Origin of the sequence: Rhodococcus sp. IEGM 1351 (assembly GCF_030056875.1) — a bacterium.
GTDB lineage: Bacteria > Actinomycetota > Actinomycetes > Mycobacteriales > Mycobacteriaceae > Rhodococcus_F > Rhodococcus_F opacus.
Window position 1 is genome coordinate 12,656 of sequence record NZ_JASHKU010000006.1, and the last position, 18,495, is coordinate 31,150.

Sequence of the window (18,495 nt, forward strand, 5' to 3'; positions counted from 1 at the left end):
CGACCGAAAGGAACCCCGCTATGCCCCGCATCCTCGGCACCACCGTCCCCGACGTTCACGAACACGATCCGCCGGGCGCCGCCATGCCCGCTGTCGAATCCGTCCACAAAGAGGTCCGGCACCACTGGGCCTTCGCCCGGATCGGCCTGTACCTGTTGCTCGCTTCCCTACCACTGCTCGCGATCTCGGCGCAGGTGTTCGGCGTCGTGCCGATGAATGCCACCGGTGCGCTGGTGATCATTCCGCTCGCCGCCACCCTCGCCGTGTTGTGCGTGTTCGCTCCGCACCCGATCGACCGCATCGTCGGCCATGGCCTCGGCTGGGGGATGTTCGCGTGTCTGGCCTACGACGTCTTCCGCCTCGACACCGTGTATCTGCTCGGGATGTGGGGCGACTTCATTCCGAAAATGGGTACGTGGCTGCACTCGGGAACCGACACCCGGACCGGCGCGATCGTCGGCTACCTGTGGCGGTACCTCGGCGACGGCGGCGGCATCGGAATCGCCTTCTTCCTCATCGCCCTCGCACTCGGCCTCCAGCATCGGTCGCGCCGTCTCGTCCTCCTCGCGTTCGTCACCTTCGCGGTGTTCCCGGTGTGGGTCGGGCTCATCGGAACGGTCGCCCTGTCGCCGCACGGACAGCACGACATGTTTCCGCTCACGCCGACGACGATCACGTTGTCGCTGGTCGGGCACCTGATCTTCGGGCTCGTGCTCGGCCTCGGCTTCCTGCGCGCCCGGGGCCGCCTCGGCCAGCACTGGCCGTGGCCGCCGCTGCTCCCGGTGCGGTCGCGGGCCGGTGCGCCACGGCCGCGCAGTGAGGCGCTGGTGCCCGCGTGCGGCGAGTGCGGCGCGACCGAACGGTAGGAACCTCCCTAGGTGAGTGGCGAAGCGTGCCCGCGCACGCTTCGCCGCTCACGTGGGGGTGAGGTGCCGGTCCTTCACCCTCCGGCCCACTGCCACGGACAGCAGCATCAGCAGTGCCGCCCCCACGAAGCAGGTGGCGTAGCCGAGGTGCGGGGCGAGGAGTGAGATGACGAACGGGACTGCGAAGCCGATGTAGATCAGGCAGTAGAACACCGCGACGGTCTGCGCGAGTTCGTCTGCGGGTGCCAATTTTTCGACGGACGCGAGACCGGAACCGAGCAGGATGCCGTAGCAGGATCCGAGGAGGAACGCCGCGACGACGATCGCGGCGACGGACAGCGCACCGTCCGTGTATGCGACCACGGTCGCGGCGCCGAAGCCCAGCACCCCGAGGGCGATGCCGACCCGGACCCCGGCGGCGGCGTCGTCCTGCTGCGACCACCGTTTGGCCCACGGCTGGATCACCGCCCCGGTGATCAGGGTCAGCGCCGCGACGAGCCCGGTGAACGCCACCGACGTGGAGCGCAGCGACTCGGAGACGAGCGGCGGAAGGGTCGCGAACGACACGGTCGCCACACCGAACACCCACGGCGACCAGGGGGCGATGCCCCACCGGAACTGGGGTGTCGCCAGCACCGACAGGGGTTTGGCGGTGAGGTCGGTGGCGCGGACCCGCACGTCGGGCACAGCCCACACCAGCGCCAGGGCACCGACCATCAACGCGACGTGCACCAGGTAGGGGAGCAGTTCGGGGGCGGGGAGCCACTGCGCGATCACGCCGGCGAACAGGGCCCCGCAGCCGAATCCCGCGGACAACGACACGGCGGCGCGGCGTGCACCCGCCCCGGCGGGCGCGGTGGAGCTGAGTTCCTTCATCCAGGCGGTTCCGGCGCCGAACGCCATGCCGGAGGCGAGTCCGGCCAGCACCCGGCCCAGATAGAGCAGCTCGGGGACGGCGGCGCCCGCGATGAGCACGAGCGAGGAGACGATGCCCACGGGGATCATCGGGCGGATCACCGCGCGCCGGCCGAACCGGTCGGACACGCGGCCGAAGTACAGCAGGGCGGGCACCAGCCCGACGACGTACGACGCGAGCATCGCGGTGAAGGCGCCGTTTCCGAGACCGAGATGTTCGCGGTAGACGAGCTGCATCGGGGCGAACTGGTTGGCACCCCAGCTGACCGCGAACAGCGCGGCGGCGAGGCGGACCCAGGGCGAGAGCATCACCTGATCCTCCCAGAGCCCGTAGCGCGGCGAAGTATCAACTCTTCACAGCTCGGGCGACGGATTCCTGTGCACACTGGCCGTGTGCGGCGGGTGTGGGGATGTCTAGCGTCGACCCCTGAGCACGAGCCGAGGAGGACATGTGTGGGGTAACGACGGCAGCTGGGTCGGCTCGGACGCGCAGACGATCGCCCGCGCGGTGACGAACCGGGAAGTCTCCGCGAGTCAGGTGCTCGACGACCACCTGGCGCACATCAAGGCCCGGAACCCGGAGCTGAACGCCGTCGTCACCGTCGCCGAGGATCAGGCGATCCGGGCCGCCGACGACCTCGACACCCGGATCGGCCGAGGGGAGGACGTCGGTCCGCTGGCCGGGGTCCCGTTCACCGTGAAGGACCTGATCGCGACCGCGGGTGTCCGGACGACGGCGGGGTCGCGCGCGCTCGAGCACAACGTGCCGCGTGTCGACGCGCCCGCGGTGGCCGCGATGAGGGCGGCCGGCGCGATTCTCGTCGGGAAGTCGAACACCCCGGAGTTCGGGGCCAGCGGGCTCACCCACAACGACCTGTTCGGGTACACGGTGAATCCGCTCCGGCCCGACGGTGTTCCCCGCTCACCTGGTGGGTCGAGCGGCGGCGAAGCGGCGGCGGTCGCGTCCGGGATGAGCGTGGTCGGTCTCGGCACCGACTTCGGCGGCTCGGTGCGCTGGCCCGCCCACTGCACGGGGCTGCGCTCGGTGCGCCCGACGATCGGCAGGGTGGACCCCGACGGACAGTATCCCGGCGTCCCGTCGGGCGATCACGTGCTGACCAATCCGGCGACCATGCACGGCACGCTGCAGACGATCGGCCCGATGGCGCGGACGCTGGACGACGCGACCCTGGTGCTGCGGGTGCTGTCGTCCCCGCAGTACCGCTGGACCGACCCGGGTTCGGTGGACCTCTCACGCCTCGACATCACGTGGGCGCCCGGTGAGGGCACCGTGCCCGTCGGCGAGGAGATCGCCGCGGCCGCTGCCGGTGCTGCCCGACATCTCGGTGCCCGCCCGTACGAGGGCGGGGCGCTGTCGGAGGGCAACGATCTGTTCGGCAGGTTGCGTGCGGTCGAAACCCACACCGACATCACCGAACTCGGCACAGACTTCGGAAACAACATCGCCACGATGCTCGCCGACGCGCGGGACGTGGACCGGCGCCTGGTCGAGCGTCTGTGGGCGCAGCGAGCGGAACTCGTGCACCGACTGCTCGGCGAGATGGGCGACGTCCTCGTCCTTCCCGTCGCCTCGATCCCGGCGCCGCCGCTCGGCGACGAAGTGTTCGACGTCGGTGGGCAGTCGCTCACGTGGTCTCAGGCCCTGGCGAGTTGCCGCGCGATCAGCGTGACGGGTCTGCCGTCCGTCGTCGTTCCGGTGGGAATCACCCGGTCCGGGTTGCCGATCGGCGTGCAGGTCGTCGCGCGGCCGTGGTGCGAGCACGTGGCGTTGGCCGTGGCCGCCCGGTTGTGAGGCGACCACGGCCGACGCGGGTGTCAGATCACCCGGTCGCGCCGGAGGCCCTCGATGTCTTCGTCGCTCAGCCCGAATTCACCGAGCACCTCGGCCGTGTCCTGCCCCAGCACCATCGGCGGCGCATTCCGGATCGGCAGGGTCTCGGCGTCCACCCAGAACGGACCCCGGACCAGTGGCACTTCACCGCCGTCCGGCGTGGTTACCGGCTGCACCATCTTCAGCGCCTGCACCTGGGGGTCGGCGAAGGCCTGATCGATCGTGTGGACGGGACCGCACGGGATGCCCGCCGCGCGAATCGACGTCACCCATTCGGCGGCCGGCCGCACCGACAGCAGTTCGAGAAGTTCCTTGGTGAGCCGATCGCGGTGTGCGAGTCGTGATTGGCCGGTGCGGTATTCGGGCCGGTCGGCGAGTTCGGGATCCCCGAGAACCTGGCACAGCGACACCCAGTGCCGGTCCGAGCCGGTCGCGATGATGATGGGGAAATCGGCCGTGGCGAACGTGCCGTACGGTGTGATGGTGGGATGTGTGTTTCCGTTCGGTTCCGCGACGCGTCCGGTGCTCAGGTAGTTCTGCGCCTGGAACGACATGATCGACAGGGCCGATTCGAGCAGCGACGTCTGCACGTGATGGCCGGCGCCGTCATTGCCCCGGGACACGAGTGCCGCCGTGATGCCCAGCGCCGCATAGATACCGGACACCGTGTCGATGATCGGGACGCCGACGCGCATCGGCGTGTGGTCGCCGGCGCCGGTCACCGACATCAGACCCGACATGCCCTGCGCCACCTGATCGAGACCCGGTGAGAACTGCTCGGGTCCGGTCGGGCCGAAACCGCTGACACTCATGACGATCACCCCGGGATTGTCCTCGGCGAGCGACTCCTGGTCGAGTCCCATGTCGGCGAGGACGCCGGGACGGAAATTCTCCACGATGACGTCCACGTCGACGGCCATGCGGCGCAGCAGTTTCCGGCCCTGCTCGCTGCGCATGTCGAGTGCGACGGAGCGTTTGCCGCGGTTGACGGACGCGAAGTACAGGCTGTCGCTGCCGTCGAATGGCGGCCACTGCCGGGAACTGTCGCCACCGGAACGGGTCTCGACCTTGATGATGTCGGCGCCGAAATCCGACAGCAGTGCCGTGCACAGCGGACCGGCGAGGGCCCGCGTGAGGTCGAGGACCCGGATCCCGTTGAGCAACTGATTCATGGTGGATCCTCGGTTCTCTGTGAAGGAAGGGGGACCGTCCGAGAATTGCGGAGACGCCGAACGATAGCGATGGCGAGAATGCACAAGCGGCCGCTGGGGATTTCGGCGCATTGTGTGCCGCGGCCGCCGGTCGCCACCGGTTAGCGTGAGGTTCCCGACGAATCACCCGAGGAGTACGAGACGATGCGCGACATCCTGACGGGCTTGGAAGCGTGGTTCGACCGCGGCGAGAATTTCGTCCTCGCCACGGTGGTGCGCACCTGGAAATCGTCTCCGCGGGCACCGGGCGCGGCGATGGCCGTGTCGGAATCCGGTGAGGTGCTCGGAAGTGTGTCCGGTGGGTGTGTCGAGAGCGCGCTGTACGAGACGGCGCGGGACGTGCTGGCCGACGGGCGCAGCCGGACGGAAGTGTTCTGCGTCGCGGACGACGACGCGATCGGTGTCGGTCTCACGTGCGGCGGCACCATCGAGGTGTTCGTTCAGCGCATCGGGAGCAGCGACTTCCCGGACTTCGCGGACGTGGCGCGAAGGATCCGTGGTGGTGAGTCGATCGCCGTCGTGACGGAGACCGGTGACGGTTCACGGACCCGGCGCAGCGTGATCACCGGGGACGCACTCGCGGGCGACCTCGACCTGCCCGAGACCGGTGTCGAGGATGTCCGCCGTCGTCTCGACGCCGGTGAGTCGCTGGTATATCAACTGCAGTCCGAGACGGTGTGCATGGTCGAGATCTTCGCGCCCCCACCGCGGATGTACATCTTCGGGGCCATCGACTTCGCCGCGGCCATGTGCTCGCTGGGCGCATTCGCCGGCTACCACGTCACGGTGATCGACGCCCGCGCCGTGTTCGCGACGCGCGCCCGGTTCCCGGACGCCGACGACGTCGTCGTGATGTGGCCGCACCGGTTCCTCGAGACCGCGCCGGTCGACCACCGGACGGTCCTCGCGGTGCTCACCCACGACGAGAAATTCGACATCCCGCTGCTGGGCCTGGCCCTCCGATCGGACGCCGCGTACATCGGCGCGATGGGCAGCCGGGCCACGCACGAACGCCGGGTCTCCTTGCTGCGCGAACAAGGGACGACCGCGGCGGAGCTGGCGCGGCTGCATTCACCGATCGGCCTCGACCTGGGTGCCCACACCCCGGAGGAGACCGCGGTGTCGATCCTCGCCGAGATGATGAAGACGACCCGGGGCACGTCGGGGCGGGGGCTCCAGCAGCTGAGCGGTCCGATTCACCGTGATGCGCCGGCCGGGACCGGCCGTCCGCTCGAGTGCACCGCGTGACCATCGTTTGACGGGTATTCGGGTCGCGACTTAAGGTCACACTTTCGCGCCGTCCGGGGCGAGTGTCGTATCAGGTGAGCAGGGTGTTGCAGTGACGACGAGGGATGTCGGTAGTTCCGCTCCCGGATTCCGCGCAGCCGCCGACACCGGCGACGGGCCTGGTCCGGGCGTTGCGCCGCAATCGTTCGCCGACGTGCTGGTGTCCGATCTCCTCGTCTCCCCGACCCTGGTCGCCGGCGCGACCGGCACCTCGCGTGAGGTGTCGGATGTCGCCGTGATGGCGGTGTCGGACATCGGACCGTGGCTCCGGACCGGACAGTTGCTGCTCACCACGTCCGCGGTTCTCGGCCGGCTGGTCGAGCCGATCGACGCGTTTCTCGCCCGGCTCGACAGGCGGGGCGTCTCCGGGCTCGCCGTCCGGCTCGACGACCCCACCGCGACGCTGCCGGCCGAGATGTCCGACGCGGCCGACGAACTCGGGCTTCCCGTCGTCGTGGTCGCGGACCTGTACTCGCAGGCACACCCGCTGGCGGGTGCGCTCGCGGAGTTGTCGGCCCGGCAGGTCGACGCCGTGTTCGAGGCGGACCGGTTGCGGAGAGTGCTCGTCGACGTCGTGATGGCCGGCGGTGGATTCGCCGAACTCGCCGTCGCCGTCCACGGTGAACTGGGCGGGGCCGTGCTGATCACGACACCCGACGGACGTCAGCTGTGCCGTGCCGGGGACGAGTCCGAGCTGAACCGGCTGGCGTCGAGTGCGGCGCTCGACTCTACCGGCCGGGTCCGCACCGATTCGACGGAGGGCGGGCTCGGTCTGCACCGGCTGGGTGACGAGTTCATCGCAGTGTCAGCGATTTCGGCCAACGGCATCGATCACGGGCGGTTGGTGCACTTCAGCACCGGGCACCCGCTGCGCAGCGAAGACCTGTATCTCGTCGAGCAGGCTGCGGCGGTGTGCGCCCTGGTGGTCGCCCGCGAACTCGTCGTGTCCTCGGTGGAGGAGAAGCACCGCGCGAACTTCGTGCGGGACCTGCTGCTCGGCCGCGGCGGCGAACACGAGCACGTCGTCGCGCACGCCAAGACGTTCGGCTGGGACCTGGACCGTCCCGTGGTCGTCGTGGTGATCGAACCCGATCCGGTCGGTGAGGACGAGCCGTCGATGCCCACCCGGATGCCGCTTGTCGAGCGGCAGGCGCGGGCATTCACGAGCGCCGTCGCGGGCCGGGACACGGGCGCCGCCGTCACCGCACTGGCGACGGAGACGGTGATCCTGATGGGTGTCGGCACCGACACGATGAACCTGGTCCACGAACTGGTCGCGTACGTGCGCGGCGACGGCGGCGGTGGGCGCAGGCCCTTCGGGGTGGGGGTGTCCCGGCCGACGGATTCGGTGGACGGCATCCCGGCCCTCTACGGCCAGGCCCGAACCGCGCTGAAGGTGGGACGGCAGATCACCGGCGCCTGGGCCGTGACGCATTTCGACGACCTCGGCGTCTACCGGCTGCTGAGCCTCGTCGAGGACGACCGGGAACTCGAGTCGTTCGCCTCCGAGACCCTCCGCGAACTGACCGCCGACACACCCGAGGCGCAGGACATGCGGCGCACCCTCGAGGTGCTGCTCGCCACCAACATCAACATCGCCGAAACCGCACGTCAACTCCACTTTCACTACAACACCCTGCGGTACCGGGTGGTGAAGCTGGAGAAGATGCTCGGGTCGTTCACCGATCACCCCGAATTGCGCCTCGACCTGTCGCTCGCCCTCAAGATCATGGCGATGCGCGGCATCAATTCCTAAAGTTGCCAATTTCGCCGGGCACGCACTGGCAGATTCTTCTCACGCCGGGTGGCTGACGCTGTAATAACGTTTCCCTCCTATCGAGGTGCAACTGTGACATGCGGCACATCATCGAAGCTGGCCGCCGGCACCCCTGCACCGTCACCTGTCTGAAAGGTCCCCCTATGCCTATCTGGACACTGCACGGAGATGGCAAGACCATCGCGCCCGGGGAGGTCGTGGCTCCGAGCGAACGGCTCAGCTGGGGTCGCACGATCGGGCTCGGCGGCCAGCACGTGGTCTCGATGTTCGGGGCCACGTTCGTCTTCCCGATCATCATGGGTCTCAATCCTCAACTGGCCGTAATGTTGTCGGGTTTCTGCACCCTCTTCTTCCTGCTGGTCGTCAAGGGTCGGATTCCCAGCTACCTGGGGACGTCGGCCGCGTTCGTCGGCGGCATCGCCGCCATCCGCGCCCAGGGCGGCACCTCCGCGCAGGTGACGGGGGCGATCCTGGTGTCGGGTCTCGTGCTCGCCGGGATCGGCGTGCTGATCCACTTCCTCGGCGGCGGGGTGGTGTTCAAGATCCTGCCGCCCGTGGTCACCGGCGCCGTCGTCATGTTGATCGGGTTCAACCTGGCCCCGGTCGTGGCCGGAACCTACTGGCCGCAGGACCAGTGGGTCGCGTTGACGGTGATGGTGGTGCTGGTGGTGGCGAGCGTCGCGCTCCGCGGGTTCCTCGGGCGGGTCGCGATCTTCCTGACGCTGCTCTTCGGATACGTGCTGTCGTGGGTGCTCGACCTGACGACCGGCATGATCACGTCGTACGACCCGGTCGCCGGCGGGGTCACCGAACACTTCCGCGTCAACTGGGACGGAGTCTCCTCGGCGTCGTGGATCGGGCTGCCGCCGTTCTCCGACGAGGCGAACGGCATCGTGGGCATCCACGCGCCGTCGTTCAGTCTCACGTTCATCGTCCTCGTGCTGCCCGGTGTGATCGCCCTGATCGCGGAGAACGCCGGACACGTCAAGGCCGTCGCCGAGATCACCAAGACCGACCTCGACCCGATGATGGGACGCGCCCTGATCGGCGACGGCCTGGCCACCACCATCGCGACCAGCGTCGGCGGATCCCCGACGACCACGTACGCCGAGAACATCGGCGTCATGGCCGCGACGAAGGTGTATTCGACGGCTGCGTACGCCGCGGCAGGCGTCATTGCGATGCTGCTGGGCTTCTCCCCCAAGTTCGGTGCCGTCATCTCCGCGACCCCCGGCGGTGTGCTCGGCGGAATCACGGTGGTGCTCTACGGGATCATCGGCCTGCTCGGCGCGAAGATCTGGAAGGAGAACGGCGTCGACTTCGGCAACCCGCTCAACCTGATGCCCATCGCCGCCGGCCTGATCATCGCGATCGGTGACACGGAGCTGACGTTCACGGACAGTTTCTCCCTCAGCGGCATCGCGCTCGGCACGATCGTGGTGATCGGGATGTACCACCTGTGCCGCGTCATCGCCCCCAAGGATGCTGACGACGTCGGCACCGGCCGGCACCACCCGAAGCCGACCGCGGACGACGGAACGGCCCCGGATCGGGTCGGTCAGCTCACGTGATCTGCCATCGGTGGGACGTGAGTTTTGTCACTAGTTCACGAAACGTCGAGCGTACGATACGGGCAGGATCTGAGGAATGAAACCGTCGCCACTGACTTATCACCGACCTCGGTCGATCGACGAGGCCTGTCAGATCCTCGCGGACGTGGCTCACGAGGGAAAGGTGCTCGCGGGCGGGCAGTCGCTGATCCCGCTGCTCTCCATGCGGCTTGCCGCGCCGGCGCACCTCGTCGACATCGGATCCATCCCCCGGCTGGACGCGGTGTCGTCGTCCCGCGAGCTCGGTGTCACGTTCGACGCCTTGACCACCCACTCGGTGCTCGAGGCCGACCGCGGCGCCGCACAGGTGCAGCCGCTGCTCGGCCGCGGACTGCGTCTCGTCGCACACCCGACCATCCGCAACCGCGGCACGACGGTCGGGTCCATCGTGCACGCCGACCCGTCCGCCGAGATGCCGGCCGTGCTCGCGCTGCTCGGTGGCTCGGTCAGCGTGCGTTCGGTGCGCGGGGTCCGGGAGATCCGCTCGACCGACCTGTTCGCCGGGCCGCTCGAAACCACGCTCGAGGCGGACGAGATCGCCACGAGCGTCACCGTCCCGGCCGCCGAGCCCGGTGTCGGGACGGCGATCGACGAGATCGCCCGCAGGCACGGCGACTACGCGCTCGTCGGGGTCGCGGCGCAGGTGCGGGTCGAAGGCGGTGCGGTCGAGGAGGCCCGGATGACGTACGTGTCGGCCGGCGAACTCGGTGAGGTCGTCGACTACACGGATGTGCTGCGGGGTGCGTCCGCGACGGACGACCGGGACCCGTTGTGGCGGACTCTGTCCGAGTTCGCGCGGGAGCGGATCGACACCGAGCCCGACATTCACGCCACCGCGCGGTACCGGTCACAGCTGGTGGCGGCGCTGACCGCCCGGGTCGGGTTCGCGGCCGCGCAGGATGCAGTGCTCGACGGTGCCGCCGTGCACGCGTCGGCGGGAGGAAGGTGACCATGGCAAAGGCAACGGGCAGCATCGACGAGCAACTCGCCGAACTGCAGGAGGAGACGGGCGAACAGCACGTCGCGGTGACGTTCACGCTCAACGCGGTGACGCAGACGGTAGTGCTGCCGTCGCGCACGCTCGCGTCCGACGCGATCCGGCACCATCTGCGCCAGACGGGGACACACGTCGGCTGCGAGCACGGGGTCTGCGGCGCATGCACCGTGCTGCTCGACGGCAAACCCGTGCGGTCCTGTCTGGTGCTCGCGGCGAGCCTCGCGGGCAGGGCGGTCACCACCGTCGAGGGTCTCGTCGAGCCCGACGGCACCCTGCATCCGGTGCAGCAGGCGTTCATCGACTGCCACGGCCTGCAATGCGGATTCTGCACTCCCGGCTTCGTCACCACCATCGCCGCGTTCCTCGAGGAGAACGACTCGCCCACCCGCGAGGAGGCCACCGACGCGATCGCGGGAAACCTCTGCCGGTGCACCGGATACCAGAACATCAGGGCGGCCGTGCTGCGTGCCGCGGAGATCAAGCGCGAACGTTCGGGCGAGTTCCCGCTCGGCCAGGACGACGAGTCGTCGCGGGCCTCACTCGATCCGAAGGTCCGCGGCACGACCAACCCGGTCGGTGGAAGGGCAGGGCGAGCATGAGCGTCACGAAACCCCGCACCGAGCCCGCGCCCACCAAGGGTGCCGACGCGCCCGCCGCGTCGGAGAAGTTGTTCGGCAAGCCGATTCCCCGCACGGAGGACGCCCGGCTCCTGTCCGGCAACGGCCGCTACCTCGACGATCTGGGCCACAACGCGCTCATCGCCGCGTTCGTCCGGTCACCGCACGCGCATGCCCGCATCACGGGGATCGACATCGATGCTGCGCTCGATCTGCCCGGTGTGCACGCGATCTACACGTACGACGACCTGGTGGACGACTCCCCGGAGATGGCGGAGAACCTGCCCCTCCTGATCCCGCACCCGGCGATCACAGCCCCGCGCAACGGGTATCCGCTCGCCAAGGACGAGGTCAACCATGTCGGTGAGGCGATCGCGATGGTGGTCGCCGACAACCGGTACATCGCCGAGGACGCGTGCGCCAAGATCGACGTCACGTACGAGATGCTCCCACCGGTCGTGGGCATCGACGTGGCGCGGCAGGCGGACAACGCGGTGCACGCGGACGTCCCCGACAACGTCGCGGCGCACCTGCAGCACGGATTCGGCGACGTGGACGCGGAACTGGCGAACGCACCGCACCGGCTGACCCTGAACCTCGAGATCGAGCGGTCGGCGTCGATGCCGATGGAGGGCAAGGGCGTCTACGCGCGCTGGGACACCGACGAGCAGGCGCTCACGTTCTGGACGTCCACGCAGACGTCCACGTCGGCCCGCGCGGCGATCGCGGCACGACTGAAGATGGCGCACAACAAGGTCCACTGCATCGCACCCGACGTCGGTGGCGGCTTCGGCGTCAAGATCGTGCACCCGTGGCCGGAGGAGGTCATGGTCACCTGGGCCGCGCGGCGGCTCGGGACGGCGGGCATCTCGAGCGAGGTCAAATGGGTCGAGGACCGGCGCGAGCACTTCGTGTCGAGCGCGCACGAGCGCGGCCAGATCCAGGAAGTGACGGTCGGATTCGACGACGACGGCACACTCCTCGCGTTCGACTTCACGTTCTGGCACGACAACGGCGCCTACCTGCCGTACGGCATCATCGTCATGCTGAACACGTCGACGCAGGTGCTCGGGCCGTACAAGCCGAAATCGTTCCGGGTGGACGCGTACTCGCTGTACACGAACACGGTCATCGTCACGCCCTACCGCGGCGCCGGCCGCCCGCAGGCCGTGTTCGCGATGGAACGGGCGATGGACGCGATCGCGAAATATCTCGGCAAGGACGTCATCGAGGTCCGCGAACACAACTTCATCCGGCCCGAGGAGATGCCGTACGACTTCCACCTCACGTTCCAGGACGGCCGCCCGCTGATCTACGACACGGGCAACTACCAGGCCGGGATCGACAAGCTGAAGAAGCTCATCGACTGGGACGGGTTCGCCGAGTACAAGAAGCAGGCGAAGGCGGAAGGCCGGGCCGTGGGCATCGGGATCGGCGCCTACGTGGAGGGCACCGGGCCGGGACCGTACGAGGGTGCCCACGTTCTCGTCGAGACGTCCGGGAAGGTCAAGGCCGCAACGGGTCTGACCACCCAGGGTCAGGGCCATCAGACGGCGTTCGCGCAGATCGTCGCGGACGATCTCGGCGTGCCGGTCACCGACGTGGAGATCGTCACCGGCGACACCCGCCGATTCGGCTATGCCGTCGGAACGTTCGCGTCCCGCGGCGCCGTGATGTCGGGTTCGGCGTTCCACGTGGCCGCGCAGATGGTGGCGGAGAAGGCCCGCACGATCGCCGGTGAGGCGCTGAACCTCGATCCCGCCGAACTGGAACTGCGCGGTGGGCACGTGTGCAAGATCGGCACGCTGCCCGGCGCCGAGGGCACGTCCATCTCGCTGGGTGTGGTCGCCGTGCTGTCGAACCCGCTGCGCTACGCGTTCGACGACGCGTCGAGGCAGGCCACCGGATTCGCGAAAGCCGACACGGACATGACGATTCCGCCGGTCCGGGAGGGTGAACAACCCGGGCTCGAGGCAACCGGCTACTACTCGCCGCCGACGTCGACGTTCGCATCCGGCGTGCACGCGGCGATCGTCGAAACCGATCCGGTGACGGCGGAGATCCACGTGCGGCGGTACGCCGTGATCCACGACTGCGGCAACGTCATCAACCCGCGGATCGTCGAGGGCCAGGTCATGGGCGCCGTCGCGCAGGGTGTCGGCGGCGCGCTGTACGAGAAGATCGTCTACGACGAGCACGGCCAGATGCTCAACGCGTCGTACATGGATTTCCTGATGCCGTTCGTCACCGAGATGCCCGACTCGCTCGAGATGGACCACACCGTCACCCCGTCCGGCCTCAATCCCCTCGGGATGAAGGGCGCAGGCGAGGCGGGCGTGATCCCGACGTCCGCCGTCATCGCGGCAGCGATCGAGGACGCCGAAGGCATCCCGATCACCTCCATGCCGATATCCCCGTCAGAGTTGTTCGAGCTTCGCCTCGCGCACGCGTCGTCACAGAGCAAGGAGAACGAATGAGAATCGCCGGCACCGCCCTACTGACGGCCCCACCGGAGGCCGTGTACGACAATCTGCAGGACGGACGGGTCCTCGCGGCGACCATCCCCGGGGTGCAGGCCCTCGAGCAGCTCAGCGACAACCATTACAAGTTGTCCATCACGGCGGGTGTCGCGTCCATCAAGGGCACCTATGACGGCGAAGTGATTCTGTCGCAGCAGAATCGGCCCGAGTCGTTCGTGATGACGGCATCGGGAGCCGGTGCCCCCGGCACCGTCAAGGCCGACGTGACGGTGCGGCTCGAGGAACGCGACGGCGGCACCCTGCTCAGCTACGACGCGGACGCCGTCGTCGGCGGCATGGTCGGCGGCGTCGGGCAGCGGATGATCACCGGCGTCGCGAAGAAGATGGCCGGGGTGTTCTTCAAGGGCATCGACGGCGTGATCGCCAACGGCATCCCGGCGGCCGAGGTCGCGGCGGCGCCGGGCGAGGTTCCGGCGGTCGCCGGCGTCGCGGGGGCGGCCCCGGTTCCCGCGGCGGCCGCCGCGCGGGTGCGGGTGCCCGAGGGCACCTCCACGGCAACCGTTCTCGCGTCGGCCGCCCTCGGCGCCGGCATCGCCCTCGCCGGTGTTCTCGTCGGCGGCATCCTCGTGCGGGGCACCTGCTCGAAGTAGCGCCGCGAACACCTCGTCACAGCACCCCGAACCGTCCGGTTCGGGGTGCTGTCGTCTGTCCGGGGCCTCCGGTCGCGGGCAGCGCCGAACGAGGACCGGTGAGTTCGGCGATATGTGACAAAGAAACCGGGCGGCGGACGCGGTGCAATTGCTGTACGCGAGACGAGCCCAGGAGGAATCGTGGAATCCAGAAAGATTCGGGTCGGTATCGACACCGGCGGAACATTCACCGACGTCGTGGCTGTGGACGAGGAGTCCGGAGCCGTCGTCACCACCAAGACACCCTCGACGCCTGCCGACCCGGCGCAGGGATTCCTCACCGGAATCGAGAAGGTGCTCGCCAAGCTCGGCGAGACCGGCGACGCGATCGGTGCCGTCAGCCACGGCACCACCGTCGCCACCAACAAGCTCCTCGAAGGCAAGGTCGAGAACCTCGGGTTCATCACCACCGAGGGCTACGAGCACGTCCTCGAGATCGCCCGCCAGTCCGTCCCCGACGGCTACGGCAACTCCTACTTCTGGGTCAAACCCGACCGGATCGTTCCCGCCGACCGCGTCCGCACCATCGGCGGCCGGCTCGCGTTCGACGGCAGCGAGATCCGCCCCCTCGTCGAGGACGACATCCGCAACGCCGCCCGGTTCTTCGCCGAGCGGGGCATCCGCACCATCGGCGTGTGCCTCATGCACTCCTACGCAAACCCGAGCCACGAGAACCGCGTCCGGGATCTTCTGCTCGAGGAATACCCCGAGGCCACGGTGAGCATCTCCAGCCAGGTGCTGCGCGAGTACCGCGAATACGAGCGGTCCATCACCACGCTGGTCGACGCGGCCGTGAAGCCGAACATCCGCAACTACGTGAACAATATCGCGAACCGGCTGCGCGAGTTCTCCTCCGACGAGGGCGAAGCACGTGACATCCCGTTCTACGTGATGAAGTCGAACGGTGGCGTGCTCTCCGCCAAGGAGGTCGTGCACCAGCCGATCACGACGGTGCTGTCCGGCCCCGCGGCCGGCGCGCTCGGTGCGGCGCTCATCGCGAGTGTCGCGGGTGTCGAGCAGGTCCTCACGTGCGACGGCGGCGGAACGTCGACCGACGTCACCGTCGTGGTCCGCGGCGAGCCCGCGCTCACCACCGAGGGCCGGGTGGGGGCGTACCCGTCGAAGATCCCGATGATCGACGTCGTCACCGTCGGCGCCGGCGGCGGTTCCATCGCCTGGCAGACCCCCGAGGGCACGCTCCGCGTCGGACCGCAGTCGGCGGGCGCCGACCCCGGCCCGCTCTGCTACGGCAAGGGCGGCAGCGAACCGACGATCACCGACGCCCACGTGCTGCTCGGCCGCATCCCACCCCACCTGCTCGGCGGCGAGATCCCCCTCGACACCGAACTGGCCCGCAAGGGCGTCGAGCAGCTCGCCCACCAGCTGAAGCTCGACTTCGAGGCGTGCGCCACCGGCATCCTCGAGGTGTCGGCGTGGAACCAGGCCAACGCGCTGCGGCAGATCACGGTCAAGCGCGGTCTCGACGTCCGCGACTTCACGCTGGTGACGTTCGGCGGATCCGGTTCGCTACTCGCCTGCCGGCTCGTCGACATCCTCGGGCTCAAGGACGTCCTCGTTCCGTTGAACCCGGGCAACGTGTCCGCATTCGGTCTGCTCACGGTCGACGTTCGCAACGACTACGTGCAGACCCACGTCTGCAGGCACGACCGGTTGGAGATCGAGGAACTGCAGTCCGGGCTGGACGCGCTCGCCGCCGAGGCGGAACGCGCACTCGCCGACGAAGGCTTCGGCGAGGCGGAGCGCAAGTACGCGCGCTCGGCGGACCTGCGCTACCTCGGCCAGGCCTTCGAGGTCCGGGTGCCCGTCGGTGAAGGTCCCGTCACGCAGGAGTTGATGGACGAGGCCGCCGAACGGTTCCACCAGGCACACCAGGAGCTGTACGGCTACGACTTCCGCGGCGACCCGCACCAGCACGTCGAGTGGGTCAACCTGCGCGTCAGCGGCATCGGCCCGATCAAGCGCCCCACGCTGAACGAGATCGCGGCGGGGACCGGAGCCGAGTCCGCCGTGACCGGTACCCGTCCGGCGTACTTCGACGAGTGGGTGACCACCCAGGTCTACGACCGGGCCCGGCTCGGCGCCGGCGACGTCCTCGAAGGTCCCGCGGTGATCGAGGAATTCAGCTCCACCATCCCCGTGCACCCCGGTTTCCGGGCGCGGATCGACACCTTCGGAAACATCCGCATCACCAAGATCGCCGACTCGAACGGAGCGAACCGATGACCGTCACCACCGAACCCGTTGCAGTGCAGGCGGTCAAGCCCTACCGGCTGACACCGGTCGACGGAACGACGCCCGACCCGGTGCTGGTGGAGATCGTCGCCGGCTACCTCGCCAGCGTCGAGATGGAGGTCGAGACGTCGATCTCGCGGACCTCCCGCTCCCCCATGATCCGCGACGCGCACGACTTCCGTGCCGGCATCCACGACCGCAACCTCCGGAAGCTCACGGGCCGTTCGTATTCGGCGCTGGTGCATCCGGTGGCGCGGGACTTCCCACTCGACACGATGAAGCCCGGCGACGTCTACTTCCACAACGACGTCTACCTGTCCGAAGGCGGCATCGGCCACCTCCCCGACCTCTGCGTCACCGTCCCGGTGTTCGCCACCCGGCCGGGCGATACGGAACCGTCCGTCGTCGCGTTCGTGCAGGCGTTCGGCCACCACGACGACATCGGCGGCTGCTGCCCGGGATCGATGCCCTCGGGTGCGACCACGGTGTACGAGGAGGGCCTGATGGTCCCGCCGATCAAGCTGTGGGATCAGGGGGTGCCCAACGAGGCGGCGTTGCGCATCATGACCCGCAACTCGCGGATGCCCGACGCGTTGGCCGCCGACCTCGACGCCGAGTGCTCGGCGTGCCTCATGGGCGCCCGTCGCCTCACCGAGCTGTTCGAGCGGTACGGCTGCGACACCGTCGAGGCCTGCTTCGACGCGATGATGGACGCGACCACCGAGACGTACCGGCGGGAGATCCTCAGCAAAATCCCCAAGGGGGAGTACACGTGGGAGGACTACGCCGAACACGACGGCGTCGACGAGCCCATGCTGCACCGGCAGCGGATCACGCTCACCAAGACCGGCCCCGAGGACGAGGGCGGCGAACGCCTCATCCTCGATTTCAACGGCACCGGCCCGCAGGCCAAGGGTCCCATCAACCACTGCGGTGACTACGCCGACGGCAACTTCCTCATCAAGTGGCTCGCGCCGATCCTCCGCAACCTCGCCGACAGTCCCGAGCGGATGGCGGAACTCGACGTCAACGAGGGTGTCGTGCCGTTGATCGAGATGAAGTTCCCGGAGAAGGGCACACTGATCACCCCGATCTTCCCGGCGCCCACCAACGCCCGGACGTTCGTGATCCTGCGGCTGCTCGGCGTGCTCGCCGGCGTCGTCGCCAAGGCCGTCGACGGGAACATGCCCGCCGACCAGGAGACCATCCGCTACACGGGGGTGTACGGCGAGGACTTCGACGGGCACTCGTACCTGATGCGGGAGGTGCTCGGCGGCGGGTCCGGCGGCAGGCACTACGCGGACGGTGAGGACACCATCCACGTCGTCCCCGACTCACGGAACCTGCCGACCGAATTCACCGAGAGCCGGTTCCCGTTCATCGTCGAGAAGCTCGGCCTGGCGAAGGACTCCGGCGGCGCCGGACGCTACCGCGGCGGCCTCGGCTACGAGAAGCACATCCGGATGCTCAAGGACGCGAACTTCATGTCCATCGCCGACCGCTCGATCCTCTCCTGCTGGGGAGTCAAGGGCGGCAAGGCCGGACGCCCCTTCTCGGTGGTCCTCGACCCGGGCGGCCCGAACGAGCGCGAGTTCGACGCGCTGACCGACGCCGAACCGATCAAGGCCGGCGAAGTGGTGCGCATCCGCACCACCGGTGGCGGCGGCTGGGGCGACCCGCTCGACCGTCCGATCGAGGAAGTCGTCCGGGACGTGCTGTGGGGCAAGGTGTCCGCGGAGGGCGCACGCGTCGACTACGGTGTGGTGCTCGCGTCGGCGACCGGGGAACCGGTCGCCGACGTCGACGCCACCGAGGTGCTGCGCGAGCAGATGCGCGCGGATCGCGGTCTGGACGAGCCGTTCTTCGACCGCGGTCCCGGCTACGAACGACTCTCCGGCGGTGCGAAATTCGCCGAGTTCGACTTCATCGACCGGTGATCCG

General features: G+C 68.8%; 13 protein-coding genes. 11 read left to right on the top strand and 2 right to left on the bottom strand.

Features of this window, described 5'->3' with window-relative positions; genetic code table 11:
• The first annotated feature begins 20 nt into the window (after positions 1-20).
• On the top strand, positions 21-866 hold the full coding sequence (locus QM806_RS12065) for a hypothetical protein (protein ID WP_283291497.1): 846 nt from the start codon (positions 21-23) through the stop codon (positions 864-866).
• A gap of 48 nt (positions 867-914) precedes the next feature.
• On the opposite strand, the gene QM806_RS12070 is transcribed toward QM806_RS12065, so the two are convergent.
• Positions 915-2,090, bottom strand: coding sequence for an MFS transporter (locus QM806_RS12070; RefSeq protein ID WP_283291499.1), 1,176 nt, complete (start codon positions 2,088-2,090; stop codon positions 915-917).
• Positions 2,091-2,232: 142 nt separating this feature from the next.
• On the opposite strand from QM806_RS12070, the gene QM806_RS12075 reads away from it, so the two are divergent.
• The gene (locus tag QM806_RS12075) at positions 2,233-3,594 is read left to right on the top strand and encodes an amidase (protein ID WP_283291501.1); all 1,362 of its coding nucleotides are present in this window, start codon (positions 2,233-2,235) and stop codon (positions 3,592-3,594) included.
• A 23-nt stretch (positions 3,595-3,617) separates the two neighbouring features.
• On the opposite strand, the gene QM806_RS12080 is transcribed toward QM806_RS12075, so the two are convergent.
• Entirely contained in the window at positions 3,618-4,805 is a 1,188-nt protein-coding gene (locus QM806_RS12080; protein ID WP_283291504.1) for a CaiB/BaiF CoA transferase family protein, read from the bottom strand.
• A 183-nt stretch (positions 4,806-4,988) separates the two neighbouring features.
• On the opposite strand from QM806_RS12080, the gene QM806_RS12085 reads away from it, so the two are divergent.
• The 9 genes from QM806_RS12085 to QM806_RS12125 all read left to right on the top strand — a co-directional run bounded on the left by QM806_RS12085 (position 4,989) and on the right by QM806_RS12125 (position 18,491).
• Entirely contained in the window at positions 4,989-6,092 is a 1,104-nt protein-coding gene (locus QM806_RS12085) for an XdhC family protein (RefSeq protein ID WP_283291506.1), read from the top strand.
• Positions 6,093-6,183: 91 nt separating this feature from the next.
• Entirely contained in the window at positions 6,184-7,887 is a 1,704-nt protein-coding gene (locus tag QM806_RS12090) for a PucR family transcriptional regulator (RefSeq protein ID WP_283291507.1), read from the top strand.
• A gap of 164 nt (positions 7,888-8,051) precedes the next feature.
• A complete protein-coding gene (locus QM806_RS12095) occupies positions 8,052-9,479 on the top strand; it encodes a uracil-xanthine permease family protein (RefSeq protein ID WP_133985777.1) in 1,428 nt (475 codons plus the stop codon).
• A gap of 76 nt (positions 9,480-9,555) precedes the next feature.
• Positions 9,556-10,467, top strand: a complete 912-nt coding sequence (locus QM806_RS12100; protein ID WP_283291510.1) for an FAD binding domain-containing protein — start codon at positions 9,556-9,558, stop codon at positions 10,465-10,467.
• Positions 10,468-10,469: 2 nt separating this feature from the next.
• A complete protein-coding gene (locus QM806_RS12105; protein WP_283291512.1) occupies positions 10,470-11,114 on the top strand; it encodes a (2Fe-2S)-binding protein in 645 nt (214 codons plus the stop codon).
• On the top strand, positions 11,111-13,609 hold the full coding sequence (gene cutA, locus QM806_RS12110; RefSeq protein WP_120660116.1) for an aerobic carbon-monoxide dehydrogenase large subunit: 2,499 nt from the start codon (positions 11,111-11,113) through the stop codon (positions 13,607-13,609). Before QM806_RS12105 ends, cutA begins: the two co-directional genes overlap by 4 nt.
• Complete coding sequence (locus QM806_RS12115) at positions 13,606-14,262, top strand: SRPBCC family protein (RefSeq protein WP_005256040.1); 657 nt, start codon at positions 13,606-13,608, stop codon at positions 14,260-14,262. Before cutA ends, QM806_RS12115 begins: the two co-directional genes overlap by 4 nt.
• 180 nt (positions 14,263-14,442) lie before the next feature.
• Positions 14,443-16,545 (top strand): hydantoinase/oxoprolinase family protein, encoded by a 2,103-nt coding sequence (locus tag QM806_RS12120; protein ID WP_167114595.1) that lies wholly within the window; start codon positions 14,443-14,445, stop codon positions 16,543-16,545.
• On the top strand, positions 16,542-18,491 hold the full coding sequence (locus QM806_RS12125) for a hydantoinase B/oxoprolinase family protein (protein ID WP_283291515.1): 1,950 nt from the start codon (positions 16,542-16,544) through the stop codon (positions 18,489-18,491). The genes QM806_RS12120 and QM806_RS12125 overlap by 4 nt, the downstream gene beginning before the upstream one ends.
• Positions 18,492-18,495 lie beyond the last annotated feature (4 nt).

What these genes read in the sequence shown, in the direction of transcription:
- QM806_RS12070 (WP_283291499.1), bottom strand. Translation starts at nt 2,090, where the DNA reads ATGCTCTCGCCCTGGGTCCGCCTCGCCGCCGCGCTGTTCGCGGTCAGC.
- cutA (WP_120660116.1), top strand. Translation starts at nt 11,111, where the DNA reads ATGAGCGTCACGAAACCCCGCACCGAGCCCGCGCCCACCAAGGGTGCC.
- QM806_RS12085 (WP_283291506.1), top strand. Translation starts at nt 4,989, where the DNA reads ATGCGCGACATCCTGACGGGCTTGGAAGCGTGGTTCGACCGCGGCGAG.
- QM806_RS12080 (WP_283291504.1), bottom strand. Translation starts at nt 4,805, where the DNA reads ATGAATCAGTTGCTCAACGGGATCCGGGTCCTCGACCTCACGCGGGCC.
- QM806_RS12105 (WP_283291512.1), top strand. Translation starts at nt 10,470, where the DNA reads ATGGCAAAGGCAACGGGCAGCATCGACGAGCAACTCGCCGAACTGCAG.
- QM806_RS12125 (WP_283291515.1), top strand. Translation starts at nt 16,542, where the DNA reads ATGACCGTCACCACCGAACCCGTTGCAGTGCAGGCGGTCAAGCCCTAC.
- QM806_RS12115 (WP_005256040.1), top strand. Translation starts at nt 13,606, where the DNA reads ATGAGAATCGCCGGCACCGCCCTACTGACGGCCCCACCGGAGGCCGTG.
- QM806_RS12065 (WP_283291497.1), top strand. Translation starts at nt 21, where the DNA reads ATGCCCCGCATCCTCGGCACCACCGTCCCCGACGTTCACGAACACGAT.
- QM806_RS12100 (WP_283291510.1), top strand. Translation starts at nt 9,556, where the DNA reads ATGAAACCGTCGCCACTGACTTATCACCGACCTCGGTCGATCGACGAG.
- QM806_RS12095 (WP_133985777.1), top strand. Translation starts at nt 8,052, where the DNA reads ATGCCTATCTGGACACTGCACGGAGATGGCAAGACCATCGCGCCCGGG.